The organism is Arthrobacter sp. HS15c (assembly GCF_040812005.1).
Lineage (GTDB): Bacteria > Actinomycetota > Actinomycetes > Actinomycetales > Micrococcaceae > Arthrobacter.
Window position 1 is genome coordinate 118,340 of the sequence record NZ_JBFOHM010000007.1, and the last position, 17,497, is coordinate 135,836.

General features: G+C 65.0%; 15 protein-coding genes and 1 tRNA gene. 7 read left to right on the plus strand and 9 right to left on the minus strand.

Going from position 1 to position 17,497, the window contains the following annotated elements:
- Positions 1 to 27: 27 nt before the first annotated feature.
- Complete coding sequence (locus tag ABV518_RS13080; RefSeq protein WP_367767510.1) at positions 28 to 987, minus strand: aldose 1-epimerase family protein; 960 nt, start codon at positions 985 to 987, stop codon at positions 28 to 30.
- A gap of 139 nt (positions 988 to 1,126) precedes the next feature.
- On the opposite strand from ABV518_RS13080, the gene ABV518_RS13085 reads away from it, so the two are divergent.
- The 3 genes from ABV518_RS13085 to galK are packed head-to-tail and all read left to right on the plus strand — an operon-like array spanning position 1,127 to position 4,352.
- Entirely contained in the window at positions 1,127 to 2,008 is an 882-nt protein-coding gene (locus ABV518_RS13085) for a DeoR/GlpR family DNA-binding transcription regulator (RefSeq protein WP_367767511.1), read from the plus strand.
- The gene (gene galT / locus ABV518_RS13090) at positions 2,005 to 3,168 is read left to right on the plus strand and encodes a galactose-1-phosphate uridylyltransferase (RefSeq protein WP_367767512.1); all 1,164 of its coding nucleotides are present in this window, start codon (positions 2,005 to 2,007) and stop codon (positions 3,166 to 3,168) included. The genes ABV518_RS13085 and galT overlap by 4 nt, the downstream gene beginning before the upstream one ends.
- The gene (galK, locus tag ABV518_RS13095) at positions 3,165 to 4,352 is read left to right on the plus strand and encodes a galactokinase (protein ID WP_367767513.1); all 1,188 of its coding nucleotides are present in this window, start codon (positions 3,165 to 3,167) and stop codon (positions 4,350 to 4,352) included. The genes galT and galK overlap by 4 nt, the downstream gene beginning before the upstream one ends.
- 106 nt (positions 4,353 to 4,458) lie before the next feature.
- On the opposite strand, the gene ABV518_RS13100 is transcribed toward galK, so the two are convergent.
- A complete protein-coding gene (locus tag ABV518_RS13100) occupies positions 4,459 to 5,379 on the minus strand; it encodes a Bax inhibitor-1/YccA family protein (RefSeq protein WP_367767514.1) in 921 nt (306 codons plus the stop codon).
- A 501-nt stretch (positions 5,380 to 5,880) separates the two neighbouring features.
- On the opposite strand from ABV518_RS13100, the gene ABV518_RS13105 reads away from it, so the two are divergent.
- From ABV518_RS13105 to ABV518_RS13120, 4 genes are read left to right on the plus strand one after another with little or no spacing between them, the layout of a single operon-like run.
- Complete coding sequence (locus ABV518_RS13105) at positions 5,881 to 7,164, plus strand: branched-chain amino acid ABC transporter permease (RefSeq protein WP_207307715.1); 1,284 nt, start codon at positions 5,881 to 5,883, stop codon at positions 7,162 to 7,164.
- Between the two features lie 9 nt (positions 7,165 to 7,173).
- Positions 7,174 to 8,142: a branched-chain amino acid ABC transporter permease gene (locus tag ABV518_RS13110; RefSeq protein ID WP_367767516.1), complete on the plus strand. Its 969-nt coding sequence runs from the start codon at positions 7,174 to 7,176 to the stop codon at positions 8,140 to 8,142.
- Positions 8,139 to 9,185 (plus strand): ABC transporter ATP-binding protein, encoded by a 1,047-nt coding sequence (locus ABV518_RS13115; RefSeq protein ID WP_367767517.1) that lies wholly within the window; start codon positions 8,139 to 8,141, stop codon positions 9,183 to 9,185. Before ABV518_RS13110 ends, ABV518_RS13115 begins: the two co-directional genes overlap by 4 nt.
- Complete coding sequence (locus tag ABV518_RS13120) at positions 9,182 to 9,952, plus strand: ABC transporter ATP-binding protein (protein WP_131132693.1); 771 nt, start codon at positions 9,182 to 9,184, stop codon at positions 9,950 to 9,952. The genes ABV518_RS13115 and ABV518_RS13120 overlap by 4 nt, the downstream gene beginning before the upstream one ends.
- Positions 9,953 to 10,114: 162 nt before the next feature.
- Here the strand turns inward: ABV518_RS13120 and ABV518_RS13125 are convergent, their stop codons facing one another.
- From ABV518_RS13125 to ABV518_RS13155, 7 genes are all read right to left on the minus strand, one after another.
- Positions 10,115 to 11,467 (minus strand): ABC transporter substrate-binding protein, encoded by a 1,353-nt coding sequence (locus ABV518_RS13125; protein WP_367767518.1) that lies wholly within the window; start codon positions 11,465 to 11,467, stop codon positions 10,115 to 10,117.
- A 224-nt stretch (positions 11,468 to 11,691) separates the two neighbouring features.
- A tRNA-Leu gene (locus ABV518_RS13130) sits at positions 11,692 to 11,765 on the minus strand.
- A gap of 20 nt (positions 11,766 to 11,785) precedes the next feature.
- Entirely contained in the window at positions 11,786 to 12,730 is a 945-nt protein-coding gene (locus ABV518_RS13135; RefSeq protein WP_367767519.1) for an N-acetyltransferase, read from the minus strand.
- Between the two features lie 138 nt (positions 12,731 to 12,868).
- Positions 12,869 to 14,365: an FAD-dependent oxidoreductase gene (locus ABV518_RS13140; protein WP_310167542.1), complete on the minus strand. Its 1,497-nt coding sequence runs from the start codon at positions 14,363 to 14,365 to the stop codon at positions 12,869 to 12,871.
- A 49-nt stretch (positions 14,366 to 14,414) separates the two neighbouring features.
- Positions 14,415 to 15,788 carry a S8 family serine peptidase gene (locus ABV518_RS13145; protein WP_367767520.1) on the minus strand — a complete coding sequence of 458 codons (1,374 nt, stop codon included), beginning with the start codon at positions 15,786 to 15,788 and terminating at the stop codon, positions 14,415 to 14,417.
- Between the two features lie 76 nt (positions 15,789 to 15,864).
- Positions 15,865 to 16,812, minus strand: coding sequence for an exopolyphosphatase (locus ABV518_RS13150; protein WP_367767521.1), 948 nt, complete (start codon positions 16,810 to 16,812; stop codon positions 15,865 to 15,867).
- Positions 16,809 to 17,480 carry a DUF501 domain-containing protein gene (locus tag ABV518_RS13155; protein ID WP_367767522.1) on the minus strand — a complete coding sequence of 224 codons (672 nt, stop codon included), beginning with the start codon at positions 17,478 to 17,480 and terminating at the stop codon, positions 16,809 to 16,811. Before ABV518_RS13155 ends, ABV518_RS13150 begins: the two co-directional genes overlap by 4 nt.
- Positions 17,481 to 17,497 lie beyond the last annotated feature (17 nt).

Sequence of the window (17,497 nt, forward strand, 5' to 3'; positions counted from 1 at the left end):
CCCCAGCCGCGGGGTTATGGGAAACCGCTACCCGGCATGTCCCACGGTGGCGTCAATCCCCCAGGCCATGGTGAAGCTGTCACCCGGTGAAAGCCAGCGGAGTCCGTCACCGGAGTTGAACGCATTGGCAGGTCCCGTCATGGGCTCGATCGCCACGGCCCGCGCCCTGCCGGGGAACTCCGTGGTGACGAAGACATGGACGTAGCCGCACGTTTCGTCCTGCCACAGGCTGACCCCGCGGCCGTCCGGGGCGGTCAGCGTGTGGCGGGCCACCCCGCCGTCGAAGGTTAGGTCCGTCAGGGCGACGTCGATGTCCAGGTTTCCCACCCGCCGGCCCGCCCGGAGGTCCGTGTCTGCGCTGACCGGTTCCGCGCTGCGTGGAATCAGCCGCTCATCGGCGACAAGCCGGGTGTCTGCGGACACCGTCAGCAGCAGTTCGTCCAGGTCCGTGTCGCCGAGCCGGAGGTAGGGGTGGGCGCCCAGGACGAAGGGGGCAGGCGCCTTGGAATCATTGGCCAGTGTTTGCCGGACCACCAGGCCGAGGTCCTCGGCCAGCAGGTACTGCACGCGGTGCCGGACCAGGAACGGGTAGCCATGCTGGGGGAAGACCGTCGCTTCGAGGGTGACGGAGTACTGTGATTCGTCCACCAGGCTGTAGGCGGCGTTCCGGAGGAGTCCGTGGCTCGCGTTGTTCCGGGAAACCTCGGTGATGTCCAGTTGCTGTTTCTTGCCGTCGAGGTACCAGGCACCGTCCTCCACCCTGTTGGCCCATGGGGCGAGGGTGATGCCGGCGGCTCCGGGGGAAATCTCACCGTCGCCGTAGGTCTCGGTCAGCTGCACACCGGCCCTGCTGTAGAGCCTCAGGCCGGCGGCCAGCTCGGTAATGACGGCGAGCGCGTCACCGCGCCTGAGCTCGTACTGCCGCCCGCTGGCGTACGCCCGGAACTCGGAGGGGGCGCTGGTATCCGGGATTGAACCATTTGTCATGGGCACCACCGTACATGGCGCTGTGCCAGCAGTCCCAACACCCGGAAATTGTTATCTTTTGTTTGAAACTATTCTTTTTTGAGCGAAGCATGCAACAATTGTGAGGACGACGGCGACGCACGGCAGGAAGGAGGATCTGATGCTCGCGGCACAACGGCAACACCTGATCCTCCAGGAGGTCCACAGCGAGGGAACAGTGCGGGTGGCCACCCTGGCTGCGCGCCTGGACGTCTCCGAAATGACCATCCGCCGGGACATCGATGTCCTCGACGCCGGCGGATTCGTCCTGCGCGTCCATGGCGGAGCGGCCAGGACGGACAGCTTCAGCGCACTGGAACCCGGGTTTGCCAGCAAGTCCACACGGGGGCTGCCCGCCAAGGCTGCCATCGCCGCAGAAGCCCTGAGCCTGGTCCGGCCCGGAATGACTCTGCTTATCTCGGGCGGCACCACCACGTTTGAACTGGCCCGGATGTTGCCGCGGAACTTCGATCTGACCGTAGCCACCAACTCGGTCATGGTGGCCAACTCGCTCGCCGCTGCTGATCCCGCCGGGGAGGACGGGGGCATCCGCACTCTGGTACTCGGCGGGGAACGGACACCATCCGAGGCGCTCGTGGGGCCACTGACCGTCCGGGCAGTCAGCACCATTTCCGCCGATCTTTGCTTTATGGGCGCCCACGGGCTGGATCCCCACGCCGGACTGACGTCGCCCAACCTCCTCGAAACCGAGGTCAACGCCGCCATGGTCAAAGCATCCGGAAAGCTCGTTGTCCTCGCGGATTCCAGCAAGTACGGCCTTATTGGCCTGGCCGGCATATGCCCACTGTCCGCCATCCACACGCTGGTGACGGACAGTGGACTCAGCCCGGCCTCCGAGGCTGCCCTCCGACAAGACATTCCCGAAGTCCGGAAGGTAAGGATTCCAGACGGCCGGGACCGGCCTGCGGAACCAGCCACCGCCCACGCGGACCGCGACACACGGCAATCCCAGCCACCAGCACCCAAAGGAAAAACTCTATGACAGGTATCACCAGCACCAAGCTTTCCGACGGCCGGGAGCTGATCTATTTCGACGACGCAGCAACGCCGAAGCCGCGCACCGCGGAAACCACAACTGACCGCCGGCCCCTGCCGGAGCGTGGCGAGCCAGGCGAAGTACGGTTCGATGCCCTCACGGACGAATGGGTGGCCGTGGCCGCCCACCGACAGGCCCGAACGCACCTGCCGCCTGCGGACCAGTGCCCCATCTGCCCCACCACAGCGAACAATCCCTCAGAGATACCAGCGCGGGACTACGACGTTGTGGTGTTTGAAAACCGGTTCCCCTCCCTGGGACCCGCCGTGGGACCCGTATCGGACGCCCCTGAATGGGGAACCACCGGCCCGGCGTACGGGCGCTGCGAAGTGGTGTCATTCACCCCGGACCATACCGGATCGTTCAGCGGACTGAGCGAGGCCCGGGCGCGGACAGTGGTGGAGGCGTGGGCACACCGCACCGAAGCGCTCAGCAGCCTGGCGGGAATCAAGCAGGTGTTCCCGTTTGAAAACCGTGGTGCTGACATCGGTGTGACCCTTCACCACCCCCACGGGCAGATCTACGCGTACCCGTACGTCACACCCAGGGCAGGGGTCCTCGGCGCCGCGGCACGGAAGTTTTACGATAAGTCGGACGGGCGGCAGACCCTCACGGGGTCGCTGCTGCGGTCCGAACGGGAGGACGGGAGCCGGATGGTGATGGAGGGTGAAAACTTCAGCGCCTACGTTCCCTTCGCCGCCCGCTGGCCGCTCGAGATCCACCTGGTGCCGCACCGGCAGGTGCCCGACCTGGCTGCCCTGAGCGGGGAGGAAAAGGACGAACTGGCGCACGTGTACCTGGATCTGCTCAAACGGCTCGATGCCCTTTACCCCACTCCCACACCGTACATCTCGGCATGGCACCAGGCCCCGCTCGATGACCTCCTGCGCCCTGCCAGCTACCTGCACCTCCAGTTGACGTCACCGCGCCGGGCGGCTGACAAGCTCAAGTACCTGGCAGGATCCGAAGCCGCGATGGGCGCCTTCATCAACGACACCACCCCCGAAAGCGTGGCAGAGCGGCTCCGCGCCGTGACCGTCCCGGAGTCCGCACCCGCCACTACAGCCCTCCCCCTGGGGGCCCTATCTGAAGGAGCACACGCGTGAGCGCCGCACCCGATCCGCTGACAACACAGGCACCGCCCAGCGCGGCGGACCTTGCCGCCCGCTTTGAGCGGGAGTTCGGCAGGCTTCCCGACGGCGTCTGGCAGGCACCGGGCCGCGTCAACCTGATCGGCGAACACACCGACTACAACGAAGGCTTCGTGCTTCCGTTCGCGATCGACAAGACGGCCCGCGTGGCCATCGCAGCCAGGGCGGACTCCGCGATCCGGCTCCTGTCCACCTACGGGGACCAGGGCGTCGTCAGTGCCGACCTCGGCACCTTGGACGCCGCTGCTGCCAAAGGCTGGACGAAGTATCCGCTCGGTGTCATCTGGGCCCTGCAGGAGCGCGGAATCGCAGTTCCGGGCCTGGACCTGCTGCTTGATTCCAATGTCCCCCTCGGCGCCGGCCTTTCCTCATCCCACGCCATCGAGTGCGCGGTCATCTCAGCCCTCAACGACCTGACGGGCGCCGCGCTCGAACCCGAAGAAATGGTCCTCGCCACCCAGCGGGCGGAAAACGACTTCGTTGGCGCCCCCACGGGCATCATGGACCAGTCGGCGTCACTGCGCGGCTCCAAGGGTCACGCAGTGTTCCTTGATTGCCGCGATCAGAGTATCCAGCTGGTTCCCTTTGAAGCCGAGCCTGCCGGCCTGGTGATGCTGGTGATCGACACCAAGGTCTCCCACTCCCATGCCGACGGAGGTTACGCCTCCCGCCGGGCCTCCTGCGAACTGGGTGCCGAGGTCCTGGGCGTCAAGGCGCTCCGCGACGTCCGGGTGGACGATCTCGAAGAAGCCGCCGGGCTTCTGGACGGGGTCACCTACCGGCGTGTACGCCACGTGGTGACCGAAAATGACCGTGTGCTACAGACGGTCGAGCTGCTGGCGAGCGAGGGACCTGGCTCCATCGGCGCCCTGCTGGATGCCAGCCACGCCTCTATGCGGGACGACTTCGAAATCTCCTGTCCGGAACTTGACCTGGCCGTAGCGGCGTCGCGTGCCAACGGGGCGATCGGCGCCCGGATGACCGGCGGCGGCTTTGGCGGGGCGGCCATTGCGCTCACCCCGGTGGACGTAGAGAACCAGGTGCGCGCCGCCGTCGAACGCGCTTTCGCGGAGGCCGGATACAAGGCACCTGACATCTTCACTGTCACTCCGGCCGCCGGAGCAATGCGCCTTTCGTAGGGCGCCTCCAGACACAAGAGGAGAGGGTCCCCGCCGGTGCAATATGCACCAGGCGGGGACCCTCTCCTTTGTGTTGGAATGACGACGGCGGACGCCGGCTTGGGTGCTAGTCGTCGCCGCGCAGGATGGCGAGCAAACGGATGATCTCGACGTAGAGCCACACGAGGGTGACGGTCAGGCCAAACGCTGCGGTCCAGGAGAAGCGCTGCGGAGCGCCGCTCTGGACGCCGGCCTCGATGCTGGTGAAGTCCATGACCAGGGAGAACGCGGCCAGGCCGATGGCAAGGATGCCGATGGCCACGCCAATGATGCCGCTGCGCAGACCGAAGGGCTCAGTGGTCAGGCCCGTCATCATCATGACGAGGTTAACCAGGGAGAACAGGGCATAGCCGGCCAAAGCGATCATAAAGAACTTCATGGCCTTGGGGGTAGCCCGGACCTTGCCGCTCTTGAACAGGAGCAGCGTCACGGTGAAGACGGACAGCGTGCCGATGACAGCCTGGAGCCCAACACCGGGGTACATGGTGTCCAGGACGCGGGTCAGTCCGCCGAGGAAAAGACCCTCGAGGCCTGCATAGGCCAAGATCAGGGCCGGCGACGGCTGCTTCTTGAACGTGTTGACGAGCGCCAGGACGAAGCCGCCCAGGGCGCCGACGATCATCAGCAGGCTCGCGAGTCCCATGCTGACAAACAATGTCACTGCGGCACCGACGAGCAGCACTCCGAGGCAGGCGGCCGTCTTGACGATGACGTCGTCGTAGGTCATCCGGCCGGTGTCCGCGGGACCCGCAGCCGGCTGGTTGTACATCTGCTGCAACTGCTCGTTGGTCATGTTTTGCTGGGCGTAGCCGCCCTGGCCGTCCATGACCTGGCCGGGCGCGCGGCCATACGACTGCTGCCCGTAGGGCTGGCCATAGGGCTGCTGGCCGTAAGGCGCCTGCCCGTAGGGCGCCTGCGGGACAGGCGGCGCCTGCGTTGCTCCACGGAAATTCTTTCCGTTGAAGATCGGGTTTCCGCCAAGTGCCATTGCTGGTGTCCTCCAAGTAAGGGGTCGGTGTTGAACCTTATGATTCACGTTACCAATTTCCACGGACTGGCGCCGCCAAAAGTTCCCCGCCGTTGTGGCCGCAACCCAACTGTGACATGGGGCGTTGCCTTCCGGACACGTCCCCTCGCCAATCGCCGCCAGCCAACTGTTAAGAAATACCGGGGATCAACAAAAGTTTCTTTAGGAATGCTAAAGATGGGCGGGTGCGCCGCTACACAGTTGTTATCCGATCGCGACCCCGCGGCCGCTTTTGGCGGCATTTATTGCGCCCTGGGCGCTGTAACATAAGGCCAAGCCGGGTGACGGAAATCACAGATTGACAGCGTTTCCCGATGTCAGTACCGCATCACTGTCTGTCCCGGCTACGTTCGCAGCGGTTGCAATGGCGCAGCCGAGACCACCCCCAAGTGGAGGTTTTTCAATTTGAGAAGTACATCCAAAGGCCTGCCGCACCGGCGGCGCGCCGGATTGCTGAGAATGATGGGGGCCATCTCTGCGTCCGTCATGGCAATCCTGCTCGTCGTTGCACCGGCATCACTGGCCACTTCCCCGTCACCGACACCATCCCCGTCGAATACGACTTTCCAGAACAACATCAGCGGGTTCCTTCGGGATGACACCCGGGCACCGCTTGCAAATGTTACGGTCACGGCCAAGAGCGGCGACTTCACCGGGACCACGAAGTCGGCTGCGAACGGCTCGTGGAACATCGGAGTCCCCGAACAGGGTACGTATGAAATCGAGCTGGATGAGTCCACCCTGCCGGAAGGGATCAAGCTGGCCGATGGCCAGGAAAACCCCCGCTCAGTGACCTTCAGCCAGACGTCGAACCTTTCAGTCATTTTCGCTTTCGGCAAAGGCATTGTCGTCCAACAGCAGGACTTCGGACAAAACCTCCTGAACCGCCTCGTGGCGGGTCTTAGCTTTGGCCTCTTGCTGGCCTTGGCGGCAGTGGGGCTATCGCTCATATTCGGCACCACCGGCCTGACAAACTTCGCCCATGGCGAGATGGTCACGCTCGGCGCGGTCCTGGTGTTTACGTTCAACGCGGTTGGAATGCCCTTCTGGCTGGCCATCGTTTTGGCGCTGCTTGGCGGCGGCCTCTTTGGCTACGTCCAGGACGCGGGGCTGTGGAAGCCGCTGAGGCACCGTGGCACCGGGCTGGTCCCGATGATGATTGTCAGCATCGGTCTCGCTTTGGCCGTGCGGTACATCATCCAGTTCAACTTCGGTGGCGCCACGCAGCAGCTGCCGTTCGCACAGAGTCCGGAAATCCAACTGGGCCCGGTGTCCATCTCCCCCAACAACCTCTGGTCACTGGTCATCAGTGCCGTCGTCATCGCCATCCTCGGCGTTATCCTGCTCAAGACCCGGCTCGGCAAGGCAACCAGGGCAGTGGCTGACAATCCCGCCCTGGCAGCCGCATCCGGGATCGACGTGGACAACGTCATCCGCATCGTCTGGGTGGCCGGCGGCATGCTGGCGTCCCTGGGCGGCATTCTCTGGGCCTACTACCGCCCCGGCGTCACGTTCGACATGGGGTCACAGCTCCTGCTGCTCATCTTTGCCGGCGTCACCCTCGGCGGCCTCGGAACCGTCTGGGGCGCACTGATCGGGTCCATCATCGTCGGCATCTTCGTCGAGCTGACTACCGTCGTCGGCCTTGCTGCAGACCTCAAATATGTGGGAGCACTTTTCATCATGATTGTTGTCCTCTTGTTCCGGCCCCAGGGCATCCTGGGCCGTCGCGAGCGCGTGGGTTAGGAGACGGACATGGACTTTGGATTCATCCTTGCCAGCGCCTTCGGCGAAATTTTCACTCCAACAACCGCAGCGTACGCACTTGCCGCGCTGGGCCTGGCCGTCCACTTCGGCTACTCCGGGCTGCTGAACTTCGGGCAGGCCGGTTTTATGGCGGTCGGCGCCTACGGCTTCGCCATCTCGACGCTCACCTTTGGTGTCCCGTTCTTTGTGGGGCTGCTCATCGCGGTGGTCTGCTCTGCCATCTTCGCCCTGCTGCTGGGCATACCCACACTCCGGCTGCGGGCCGACTACCTCGCCATTGTCACCATCGCGGCGGCAGAGATCGTCCGCTACATCGTCACCACGAACCAGCTCACCGATGTCACCGGCTCAGCCGACGGACTCGCCGCCTTCGAGATCGGGTTCTACGCCATGAACCCGTTCCCCGAGGGGTCCTACCTGGGGATGAACAATCGCGATTTCTTCATCCGCGTGGTCGCCTGGAGCGTTGTGATCATCTGCTGCCTCCTGGTGTGGCTCCTGATGCGGAGCCCCTGGGGACGCGTCCTCAAGGGCATCCGCGAAGATGAGAACGCGGTCAGGTCCCTGGGAAAGAACGTGTACTCCTACAAAATGCAGGCCCTGATCATCGGCGGTGTCCTTGGCGCCCTGGCAGGCATGGTCTTTACACTCCCCCGCGGGTCGGTGCAGCCAGCCAACTACGGCACCGAACTCACCTTCTTCCTCTACACCTGCCTGCTCCTCGGCGGGCTGGGCACCGTCCTGGGCCCCGTGGTCGGCGCCATGATCTTCTGGGTGGTGCTGTCGCTGACCCAGGGAATCCTCTACGGCCTGATCGAATCCGGGGCAGTCACATGGCTCAACACCGTCCAGGCCGGGCAGTTGCGTTACATCCTCGTAGGCATCGCCCTGATGCTGCTGATGATTTACAGGCCCCAGGGCGTCTTTGGTAATAAAAAGGAGCTGGCGTTCGCATGAGCAAGCACAGCGAAAATCCTGCCGCGGGTTCCGCGGAGGACAACGTCGACTACATGACCGACCAGCGGCCCATCGCCCTCGGCGAAACCGCACCCGGCTGCAAGAAACGCGATCCCATCGTGGTGGCCGAAAACGTCACCCGCAGCTTTGGCGGCATCAACGCCGTGGACGTGGAGTACCTCGAAATCCCGCGCCATAAAATCACGGCGCTGATCGGCCCCAACGGCGCCGGCAAAACAACGCTCTTCAACCTGTTGACCGGCTTCGATACCCCAAACTCCGGGAAGTGGCAGTTCGAAGGCAACAGCCTGGCCGGAGTCTCCTCGTACAAGGTGGCCCGAATGGGCATGGTCCGCACCTTCCAGCTCACCAAGGTGATGGGCAAGCTGACGGTCATGGAGAACATGCGCCTCGGCGCGTCCAACCAGCCCGGCGAAAGCCTGTCCAAAGCCCTCTTCAAGAACATTTGGGGCGTCAGGGAAAAGGAGATCACTGCCCAGGCTGAAGTACTGCTGGAGAAATTCAAGCTGGACGCCAAGAAGGACGACTACGCCGCGTCGTTGTCGGGAGGGCAGCGAAAGCTCCTCGAGATGGCCAGGTCGCTGATGGTGCGTCCCAAGCTGGTGATGCTGGACGAACCAATGGCCGGGGTCAACCCTGCGCTCACCCAGTCACTCCTGGACCACATCAAAAACCTCAAATCCGAGGGGATGACGGTGCTGTTTGTTGAGCATGACATGCACATGGTCCGCCATATCGCCGACTGGGTGGTGGTCATGGCCGAGGGCAAGGTGGTGGCCGAAGGCCCACCCGGCGATGTTATGAAGAACCCCGCAGTCATCGACGCCTATCTCGGCGCCCACCACGACGTTGACCTCGGCGATGCCGAGGGCATCAAGGAGCTCGAGGCTGAACTTGAGGCTGACGAAGAATCGATCGTGGGCACGGAAAATGCCGGCATCATTGCCGTCGATGTTGTGGCGCCGGAACTCAAGCAGGAGGACCGCGAAAAGCCCGGATTCAAAGAAAGGGGCACGGAATGAGCGCCACTAGCACGGCTCCGTCCGCACAGCCAGCACCCACTGATGACGCAGTCGTCACCGTTAAGGACCTTGTGGCCGGATATCTCCCGGGCGTGAACATCCTCAACGGCTGCAGCATCGAAGCCCGCAAGGGTGAACTGATCGGCATCATCGGCCCCAACGGCGCCGGCAAGTCCACGCTGCTCAAGGCCATGTTCGGCCTGGTGAAGGTCCACTCCGGCACTGTTGTGGTGCGCGGGCAGGACATCACCGGGTTGAAAGCCAACAAGCTCGTCACCAAGGGCGTGGGATTTGTACCTCAGAACAACAACGTTTTTGCGGCGTTGACGATTGAGGAAAACATGCAGATGGGCATGTTCCAGCGGCCCAAGGACTTCGCGGAGCGGTTCGACTTTGTCACCAGCCTCTTCCCTGAACTCGGGAAGCGCCGGGCCCAACGTGCGGGCTCACTGTCCGGCGGTGAGCGCCAGATGGTGGCAATGGGCCGGGCACTCATGATGGACCCGGCAGTCCTGCTGCTCGATGAGCCCTCCGCCGGGCTCTCCCCCGTCAAGCAGGATGAAACGTTCCTTCGCGTGCACGAGATCAACCGGGCCGGCGTGTCAGTGATCATGGTGGAACAGAACGCGCGCCGCTGCCTCCAGATCTGTGACCGCGGCTACGTCCTTGACCAGGGACGGGATGCCTACACAGGGACGGGCAGGGAACTCATGAAGGACCCCAAGGTCATCCAGCTCTACCTGGGGACCCTGGCCGACCAGGACTAGTTCCACCCGCCCTGCACAAAAGGGCCGCTGCCGGCGAATGATGCCGGCAGCGGCCTTTTCTGTTCCGGCCGGGCACCGGGGTGGGTCCGGCCAAGCTGTGGACAGCAGGAAGCCCCCGTCCGGTGGATCGGACGGGGGCTTCTTGCTGTCTGCGGAGGCGGCTTACAGCTTGCCGAACTCCGACTTGACCGGCTTGAGGGTGTTCTCGGCGGTGTACTCGTAGATGCCGATGTACGCCTCCGTGGGATCACCGGCGTCGGAGAACGTTACTGGGCCGGACTGGCCGTCATAATCGATGTCCTTGCCGTTCCGGAGGAGAGTGACGCACGACGGGTACGTGGTGCACTTCTCGCCACCCAGCGACACCTCCTTCAGCTTCGCGGCGATGTCCACGCCCTTGACGCTCTTGGCCGACTCTGCGGCCAGGGCAATCAGGTTCACGGCGTCATACGATTCGCCGCCGTAGGTGAAGTCCTTCAGTGCGGGGTCCACCGTCAGAAGTTCCTTGGTGAAGGACTCAGCGGCGAACGTTCCGGGGAACGTGCCGTGCGCCCCGGTCATGGTTCCGGGCTGGAGGACCTTGCTGTAGTCCGACGTGTTGCCGTCCACAAGGAAGAGCTGGCCCGACTTGACGCCCTTGCCCGTGATCAGCGGCAGGATGCTCTTGGCCTCATCAAAGGAGATGAGCACGATGGCGTCCGGCTTGGCTGCCACGACCTTGTCGATCTGGCTGCTGAACTGCGTGTCGCCGGTGTTGTACAGCTCTTCTGCCACAACCTGGCCGCCTGCTGCTTCAAAGGCCGCCTTGACGTTCTTCGCCAGGCCCGTGCCGTAGGCGTCGTTCAGGACGATCATGCCGACCGTCTGGGCGCCACAAGTGGCCATGAAGTTGCCGAGCACCTTGCCCTGGAGCACGTCAGAGGGAGCGGTCCGCCAGTAGAGTCCCTTGTCATCCCAGGTGGTGAAGTCCGGGGACGTGTTGGCCGGCGAGAAGTGGACTACTCCAGCGCCGGTGATCTGGTTGATTACGGTCTTGGATACCGAGGAGGACGCTGCGCCGACAATCGCGTTGACGCCCATGCCGAGCAGCGCCGTGGTGGACTGCGTGGCAATGTCCGTCTTGGTGTCGCCGGAGTCGCGGTGGGTGACCTCAATCGGCTTGCCGAGCACGCCGCCCGCAGCATTGATTTCCTTCTTCGCGAGCTCAACGCCCGCAATTTCGGGCGGCCCGAGGAAGGCGAGGTTGCCGGTGGTCGGCAGCAGCGAGCCGATCTTCAGGGGTTCGGGGCTATTAGTGGTTGAAGCCGGGACGGCTCCGGTGGGAGCAGCGGCGGCTGACTTGCTGGCACCGGCACCGTCTCCCGCCGGGCAGGAGATTGCGCCTGCAGGGGCGGTGGTGGTTTCCGTCGAGCTCGGCGTGGAGGTACCACCACAAGCTGTAGCCAGAAAGGCGACGCCGACGCTAAGCGCTGTGAGCTTTGCGAGACGGGGTGCCGCCGGGGAAAGTGAAATCATTGACAATCTCCTGGATCGAAAGGTGCGAACGGCCTTTGACGCGGATGATCAGGTGTTCCTGATTTAACTTTCAAGCTAGTGCATATCCCAGACGGATATAAGTGACTGAGGTCACATCCTTATAACAGTCGTTGCATATGCGAAATCTCCGGACCGGCGGATCCGTTGAGGTCAAGGACGACACGCGATCCCGCGCAACAAAGAGCAGCGGGTGGAAGAATTTGTGCCCCAGGCGAGACTCGAACTCGCAACACGCGGATTTTAAGTCCGCTGCCTCTGCCAATTGGGCTACTGGGGCGCCCGGTCAATGGTATCCCGTCACAGCCGGTCGAACGGTGCGGCATACCGGAATTTGCCGTGGACCCCGCCGGGCCACACCGCCAGAGGCAGGAGCTGGAAGTTATCGGACCAGACTTCCTCGGGTGGCAGCACACCCAGGGAGGTGGCCGGCACAAAACCGAAGCGCGGATAGTACTCAGTGCTTCCCAGAAGTGCGATGCCGCTCTCCCCCGCCGCATTCGCCCGCGAGATGGTTTCGTTCATCAGGGCGCTCCCGATGCCGTGCCGCTGGAGCCTGGGTGTTACGCCGATCGGCCCCAGCCCCAGCAGCTCATGCCCGTCCGCCCAGCCGCGCGTACTGATCACATGGCCCACCACTTCGCCGTCGAGCACGGCCACAATGCTGAACTCCGGCAGGTACTCCTCGCAGTGGAACAACTGCCGGAGCAATGCCACTTCCACGGGCTCCCCTTCCGCCGGCAGGCCAGTGGCAGGCGAGATGGCAAAAGCATCGGCAGTCAGCGCCAGGATGGCGGCGCGGTCTGCCTCCGTCTCGTTACGCAAGAGCAGCTCCGGCCGGGGCTGGTTCCGGCTTTCCGCCTGCAGCTCGGCCAGGACCTCGACGGCGCGGGCAGCGTCCGCGACCGGTACCAGCAGGTGGTCATGATGGAATCCGGCCAGCACGTTGCAGCTGATATGGGCATCGGTCAGGGCTTTTCCGACGGCGGCGGTCAGGCCCACTGCCTCGAGTTCCGAATGCACCTGCAGGGTGATCCACGCTGCCACGAAATCATAGGCAAGGCCCAGGCGGTCCGCTTCTTCCCTGGGCAGGACGACGGTGAGGCCTTCAGCCTCACGTACGGCGGCTTCGATACCGGCCGCGAGCGGCCTGCCGTGGGGCCACAGGACGTAGACATACTCCCCCTCCCGCAGGACGGGGTGGATCGAGGCCAGCAGGGTCTGGAGGTTCTTTTCACCGGTCATGGTGCCAGTCTAGGAGGGCGGACCGTCCGCGCCGCGAGGGCACTCCGGGGAGGCTGCCCAACGCAAACGGCGGCCATCCCCCACAAGGGGACAGCCGCCGTCGGGCGTTAGAGCTGCAGGCCGGGCGGTACGCTGGCCTTACTTTGCGTCAGCGGTGACTGACTGCTTGGGGTCAACCTTTGTCTTCTCAGCAGTTCCGGGAGCCCCCGGCGTCGGCGCGTCGGCCGGCGAACCCGCAGGCGCAGCAGGTGCGGCAGCGGGCTTGGGAGCCGGGGAGGCTGCTGCCACGAACGCACCACGCGGGTTGTCGAGGTCGATCAGCTGGGTGGTGTCGCGGCCCGCGAAGAAGCTGATGATCCAGTTGAAGATCACGCGGAACTTGCGCTCGAACGTGGGCATCGCCATGCCGTGGTAGCCACGGTGTGCCAGCCAGGCCAGCGGGCCCTTGAGGCCGATGCTTCCGACGAGGTTGATGTTCGCGACACCCTTCCATTCGCCGAAGCCGGCCACGGCACCCAGGTTCTTGTGCTTGTAGTCCTTCAGCGGCTTGTCCCAGCGGGAGGCCCACAGGTTTTTGGCGAGGCGCTTGGCCTGGCGGAGGGCGTGCTGGGCGTTCGGGACGCAGGTGCCGTCCGGCAGGCCACTTCCGGTGAGGTCCGGCACGGCTGCGAGGTCGCCGGCAGCCCAGGCGTTCTCGACGATTCCCTCGTCCCCCGCGATGCGGAGGTCGGGAAGGGTGCGGATGCGGCCGCGCGGCTCGAGCGGGAAGTCGGTGGAGCGGACCATCGGGTTGGCCTGCACGCCGGCAGTCCAGACCAGGGTGTCTGCTTCGAAGTCCTGCGCCGGGGTCTTGTCCGGGAGGTTGATGAGCTTGATGGAGCCCTCGGCGTTGTCCAGCGAAGTGTTCAGGAGGACCTCGATGCCGCGGCTGCGGAGGTGCTCCACAACCCATTCAGCCTGCTTGGCCGTGACCTCGGGCATGATGCGGCCCATGGCTTCGACCAGGACGAAGCGGACTTCCTCCTGGCTGATGCGCGGGTTGTTCTTGACCGCGGCGCGGGCCAGGTCTTCCATCTCGGTGATGCATTCGATGCCGGCAAAGCCGCCGCCCACCACCACGAAGGTCAGTGCCTTGGCGCGTGCCGCAGGATCGGTGATGGTGGAAGCAGCTTCAATGCGCTCCAGCACCTTGTTGCGAAGGGCCACGGCCTCTTCGATGGTCTTCAGGCCGATGCCCTTGTCCGCCAGGCCCTTGATGGGGAAGGTGCGGGTGATGGCGCCAGCGGCCATCACAACGTCGAAGTAGGGAATCTCGAAGTTCTCGCCGCCGTCCGCAGGGGCCACAACGGCGGTGCGGTTGGCGTGGTCGATCGAGGTGACGCGGCCCTGGATCAGTTCAGTCTGCTTGAGGTGCTGGCGGTGGGAGACCACTGCATGGCGGGCCTCGATATTGCCGCCGGCGACCTCGGGGAGGAACGGCTGGTAGGTCATGTAGGGCAGGGGATCCACGAGGGTGACGATGCCACCGGCATTCGCGATCTTCTTCTGCAGTTTGAGTGCTACGTACAGGCCGACGTACCCGCCGCCGACGACGAGTACCCTGGGACGGTCCTGGAGCTCTGGGGTGGTTGCCATGATTTAAGGATACAGCACTTTGTGAAAATCTTCACTAACTACATCCGGGCTACGTTTTACCGCCTGAATCGACGGCGTCGAGGACTCCTGTATCGGGCTCTTCATGGGCGAGGCGGGGATTGCGGGCCGCCCGCCTCAGCTGGATGGCGGCTGCCGCAATGATCACGATGAACAGCACTGCGAAGCCGATGACGACGGCGGCGCCGAAGGCAGTGTCACGCTGAGACGGAGCCTCAGCAGCGGGCACTGTGGCCTCGGGCAGGGTGGGCACGGCGCTGGGAATGTCTGTGGTGGGGACCGGGGCAGGCGTTGACAGGTTTCCGCGGCGATGGACCCGGATCCAGTCCGAGATGGAGCCCAGCGGGTTGCTGCCGGCCTCCGGAACGGAATCCTTCAGCGCGGCTTCGGCATTGAGGACGCCGAAGCCGTAGAGCGGGTCCTTGCCCGGTGCGCCGGCATCCTTGGCAGTGGTGACGATGCGGTTGATGACCTGCTTGGCGCTCATCTCCGGCCACTTTGACCGGATCAGTGCCGCGACACCGGCCACGATGGGCGTGGCTCCGGACGTGCCGGCCCATTCGGCGTAGCCGCCGCCGGGCAGCCCGCCGAGCAGGTTTTCTGCCGGGGCGGCGACGCCGATGCTGATTCCCTGCGAGGACGAATCGACGCTCGCCACACCTTTGCGGTCCAGCCCGGCAACAGTCAGAACGCCAGGAATCGTGGCAGGGGCACCCACCTGGATGTTGCCGCCCACCCGGTTGCCGGCGGCGGCCACAATGACCACGTCCTTCTGCTCGGCGTACAGGAATGCCGCATCCCAGCTCTGTGGCCACTGGGGCGTGGTGCTGCCCAGCGAAATGTTGATGACCTTGGCACCGTTGTCCACGGCCCAGCGGACCGCTTCCGGGATCTGGTCCTGGTCGCTCTTCCCGGCCGGGTTCGCCGAACCCAGCCACGTCGAGACAGACAGGATCTGCGCTTCGGGGGCCACCCCCACCATGCCGTCAGGTCCTGCGCCGGACGGGGCCGGGCTGGGACTGGCCGTGGCGCTTGCCGGCTGGTGGCCGCGGCCGGCCAGCATGGTGGCCACCAGCGTGCCGTGTTCCGGTTTGCCGCCGATGCTCTTCTGCCCGTCCGGACTTCCGGATCCCGAGGCATCGAATCCGCCGGCGACGGCCCCTTTGAGGTCCGGATGCTGTCCGTCCACGCCGCTGTCGATCACGGCAACCTTCACGCCGGCGCCCTTGGAGACCTCCCAGGCCTTCGTGATGCCGGATTCGGCAAGCCAGTACTGCTTGTCACGGTCCGCGTCAGCTTGTGCCGCGGGCGCCACGGCGAGGCCTGTGACGAGGCTTCCTCCGGCCAGGGTCATCGCCAGGAGAGCGGAGGCGGTCCGGCGGAGCCGGGCTGTTGCTCTGGTCATTTGGGGTCCCCTGGTCGGTGGCATGAACTCGGGCCGCTCGCAGCGTCTGACTGACACTGCCGGGCTGGTGTGCCGCTCAGCTGATGCTCAGGGCAATACCGTCAAGAATATCGTGTTCGCTGGCGGTGGCCGTGACGATCCGGCCGCCGCTGAGCCCGCCGAGCCGTTCCAGGATGCGCCGCCACACCAGGCCGCCGGCGCCGATTACGTCCACCCGGCCCGGATGCATGTAGGGCAGTGCGGCCCGCTCCGCCCTGGGCATTTCCAACAGGTCGGTGGCGGCCAGGCGGATGTCGTCGATGGACAGCTCGGTGCCGTGGATGGAATCCGGGGAGTACTCCGGGAGGCGCATTGCGTGGGCAGTGATGGTGGTGATCGATCCGGCCACCCCGACGACGGCGGTGGCACGTTCGAGCGGAACGTCCAGGCCCGCACTGGTGATGGCGGCGTCGACGTCGGCTTCCGCGGCGGCGATCTGTTCGGCCGTCGGCGGGTCCTGCCGGAGGTGGCGTTCGGTCAGCCTGACGCAGCCGACGTCGACCGATCTGGCCGCGGTGACGCCGTCAGCGGTGCCGAGCACAAACTCGGTGCTTCCGCCGCCCAGGTCAACCACCAGCACCTGGTTCCCGTCAAGGATGGGCAGGACGCTGCTCGCGCCGGCGAAGGACAGCGCTGCTTCTTCGTCGCCGGTGATGACTTCGGGTTCGACGCCAAGGAGGTTGCGGATTCCGTCCACGAAGACCTGGCGGTTGCGGGCATCCCTGCTGGCGGAGGTGGCCACGAACCGCACCTTGGCGGCGCCGTGCTCGCGGATCAGGCGGGCATAGTCCGCCGTGGCTGCGAAGGTCCGTTCCAGCGCGGCAGGGGCGAGTTCACCGGTGGCGTCCACGCCCTCACCCAGTCGCACCACGCGCATTTCACGGACCACGTCGGTAAGCTTCGCCGACCCGTTGCTGCGGTCGATATCGGCGATCAGCAGGCGGATGGAGTTCGTGCCGCAGTCGATGGCGGCGACGCGGCTCATAACGCCGCCTCCGCAGTGCCTGCGGACTTCCGGACCGGCGCGGGCCGGCCAACGATGCCGGGCAGCCCCTGGGGTCCGTGCCTGCTCAGGTCCCTGGACGGGGCCTCTCCCGCAGTGTCCCAGGCGCCGTCGCAATAGCAGCGCTCAGCCGTCCACCATTCGCTGATGTCCGCGATGGCCTCATCACCGAGCGGGTTAACTCCCGGGCCGGCCGCCAGCGAGTGCCCCACCAGGACGTGCAGACATTTGACGCGGGTTGGCATGCCGCCGGCGGAGATGCCGTCGATCTCAGGGACGGCGCCCACTCCCGAGCGCTCCCCGATGGCCGCCCTGGCCGCCAGGTACTCGTCGTGTGCGGACCGGTAGGCTGCGGCGAGGGGTTCATCCGCGGCCAGCCGCTCATTCATGTCGTTCATGAGCCCGGCTGCCTCCAGCCGGGAGACGGCCGAGGTGATCACCGGATGCGTCAGGTAGAACGTGGTGGGGAACGGTGTGCCGTTGGCAAGCCGCGGGGCGGTGGCTGCGACGAGCGGGTTGCCGCAGACGCAGCGCGCCGGGATCTCCACAACATCGCGGACGGGCCGTCCCAGCTGGCGGCTGAGTACTTCGAGATCGTGTGCTGATGGCTGGCGGGACTCCTCCGGCGCAGTTGCCGTGTTTTCTTCCACTGGCGCGGCCATCCTTC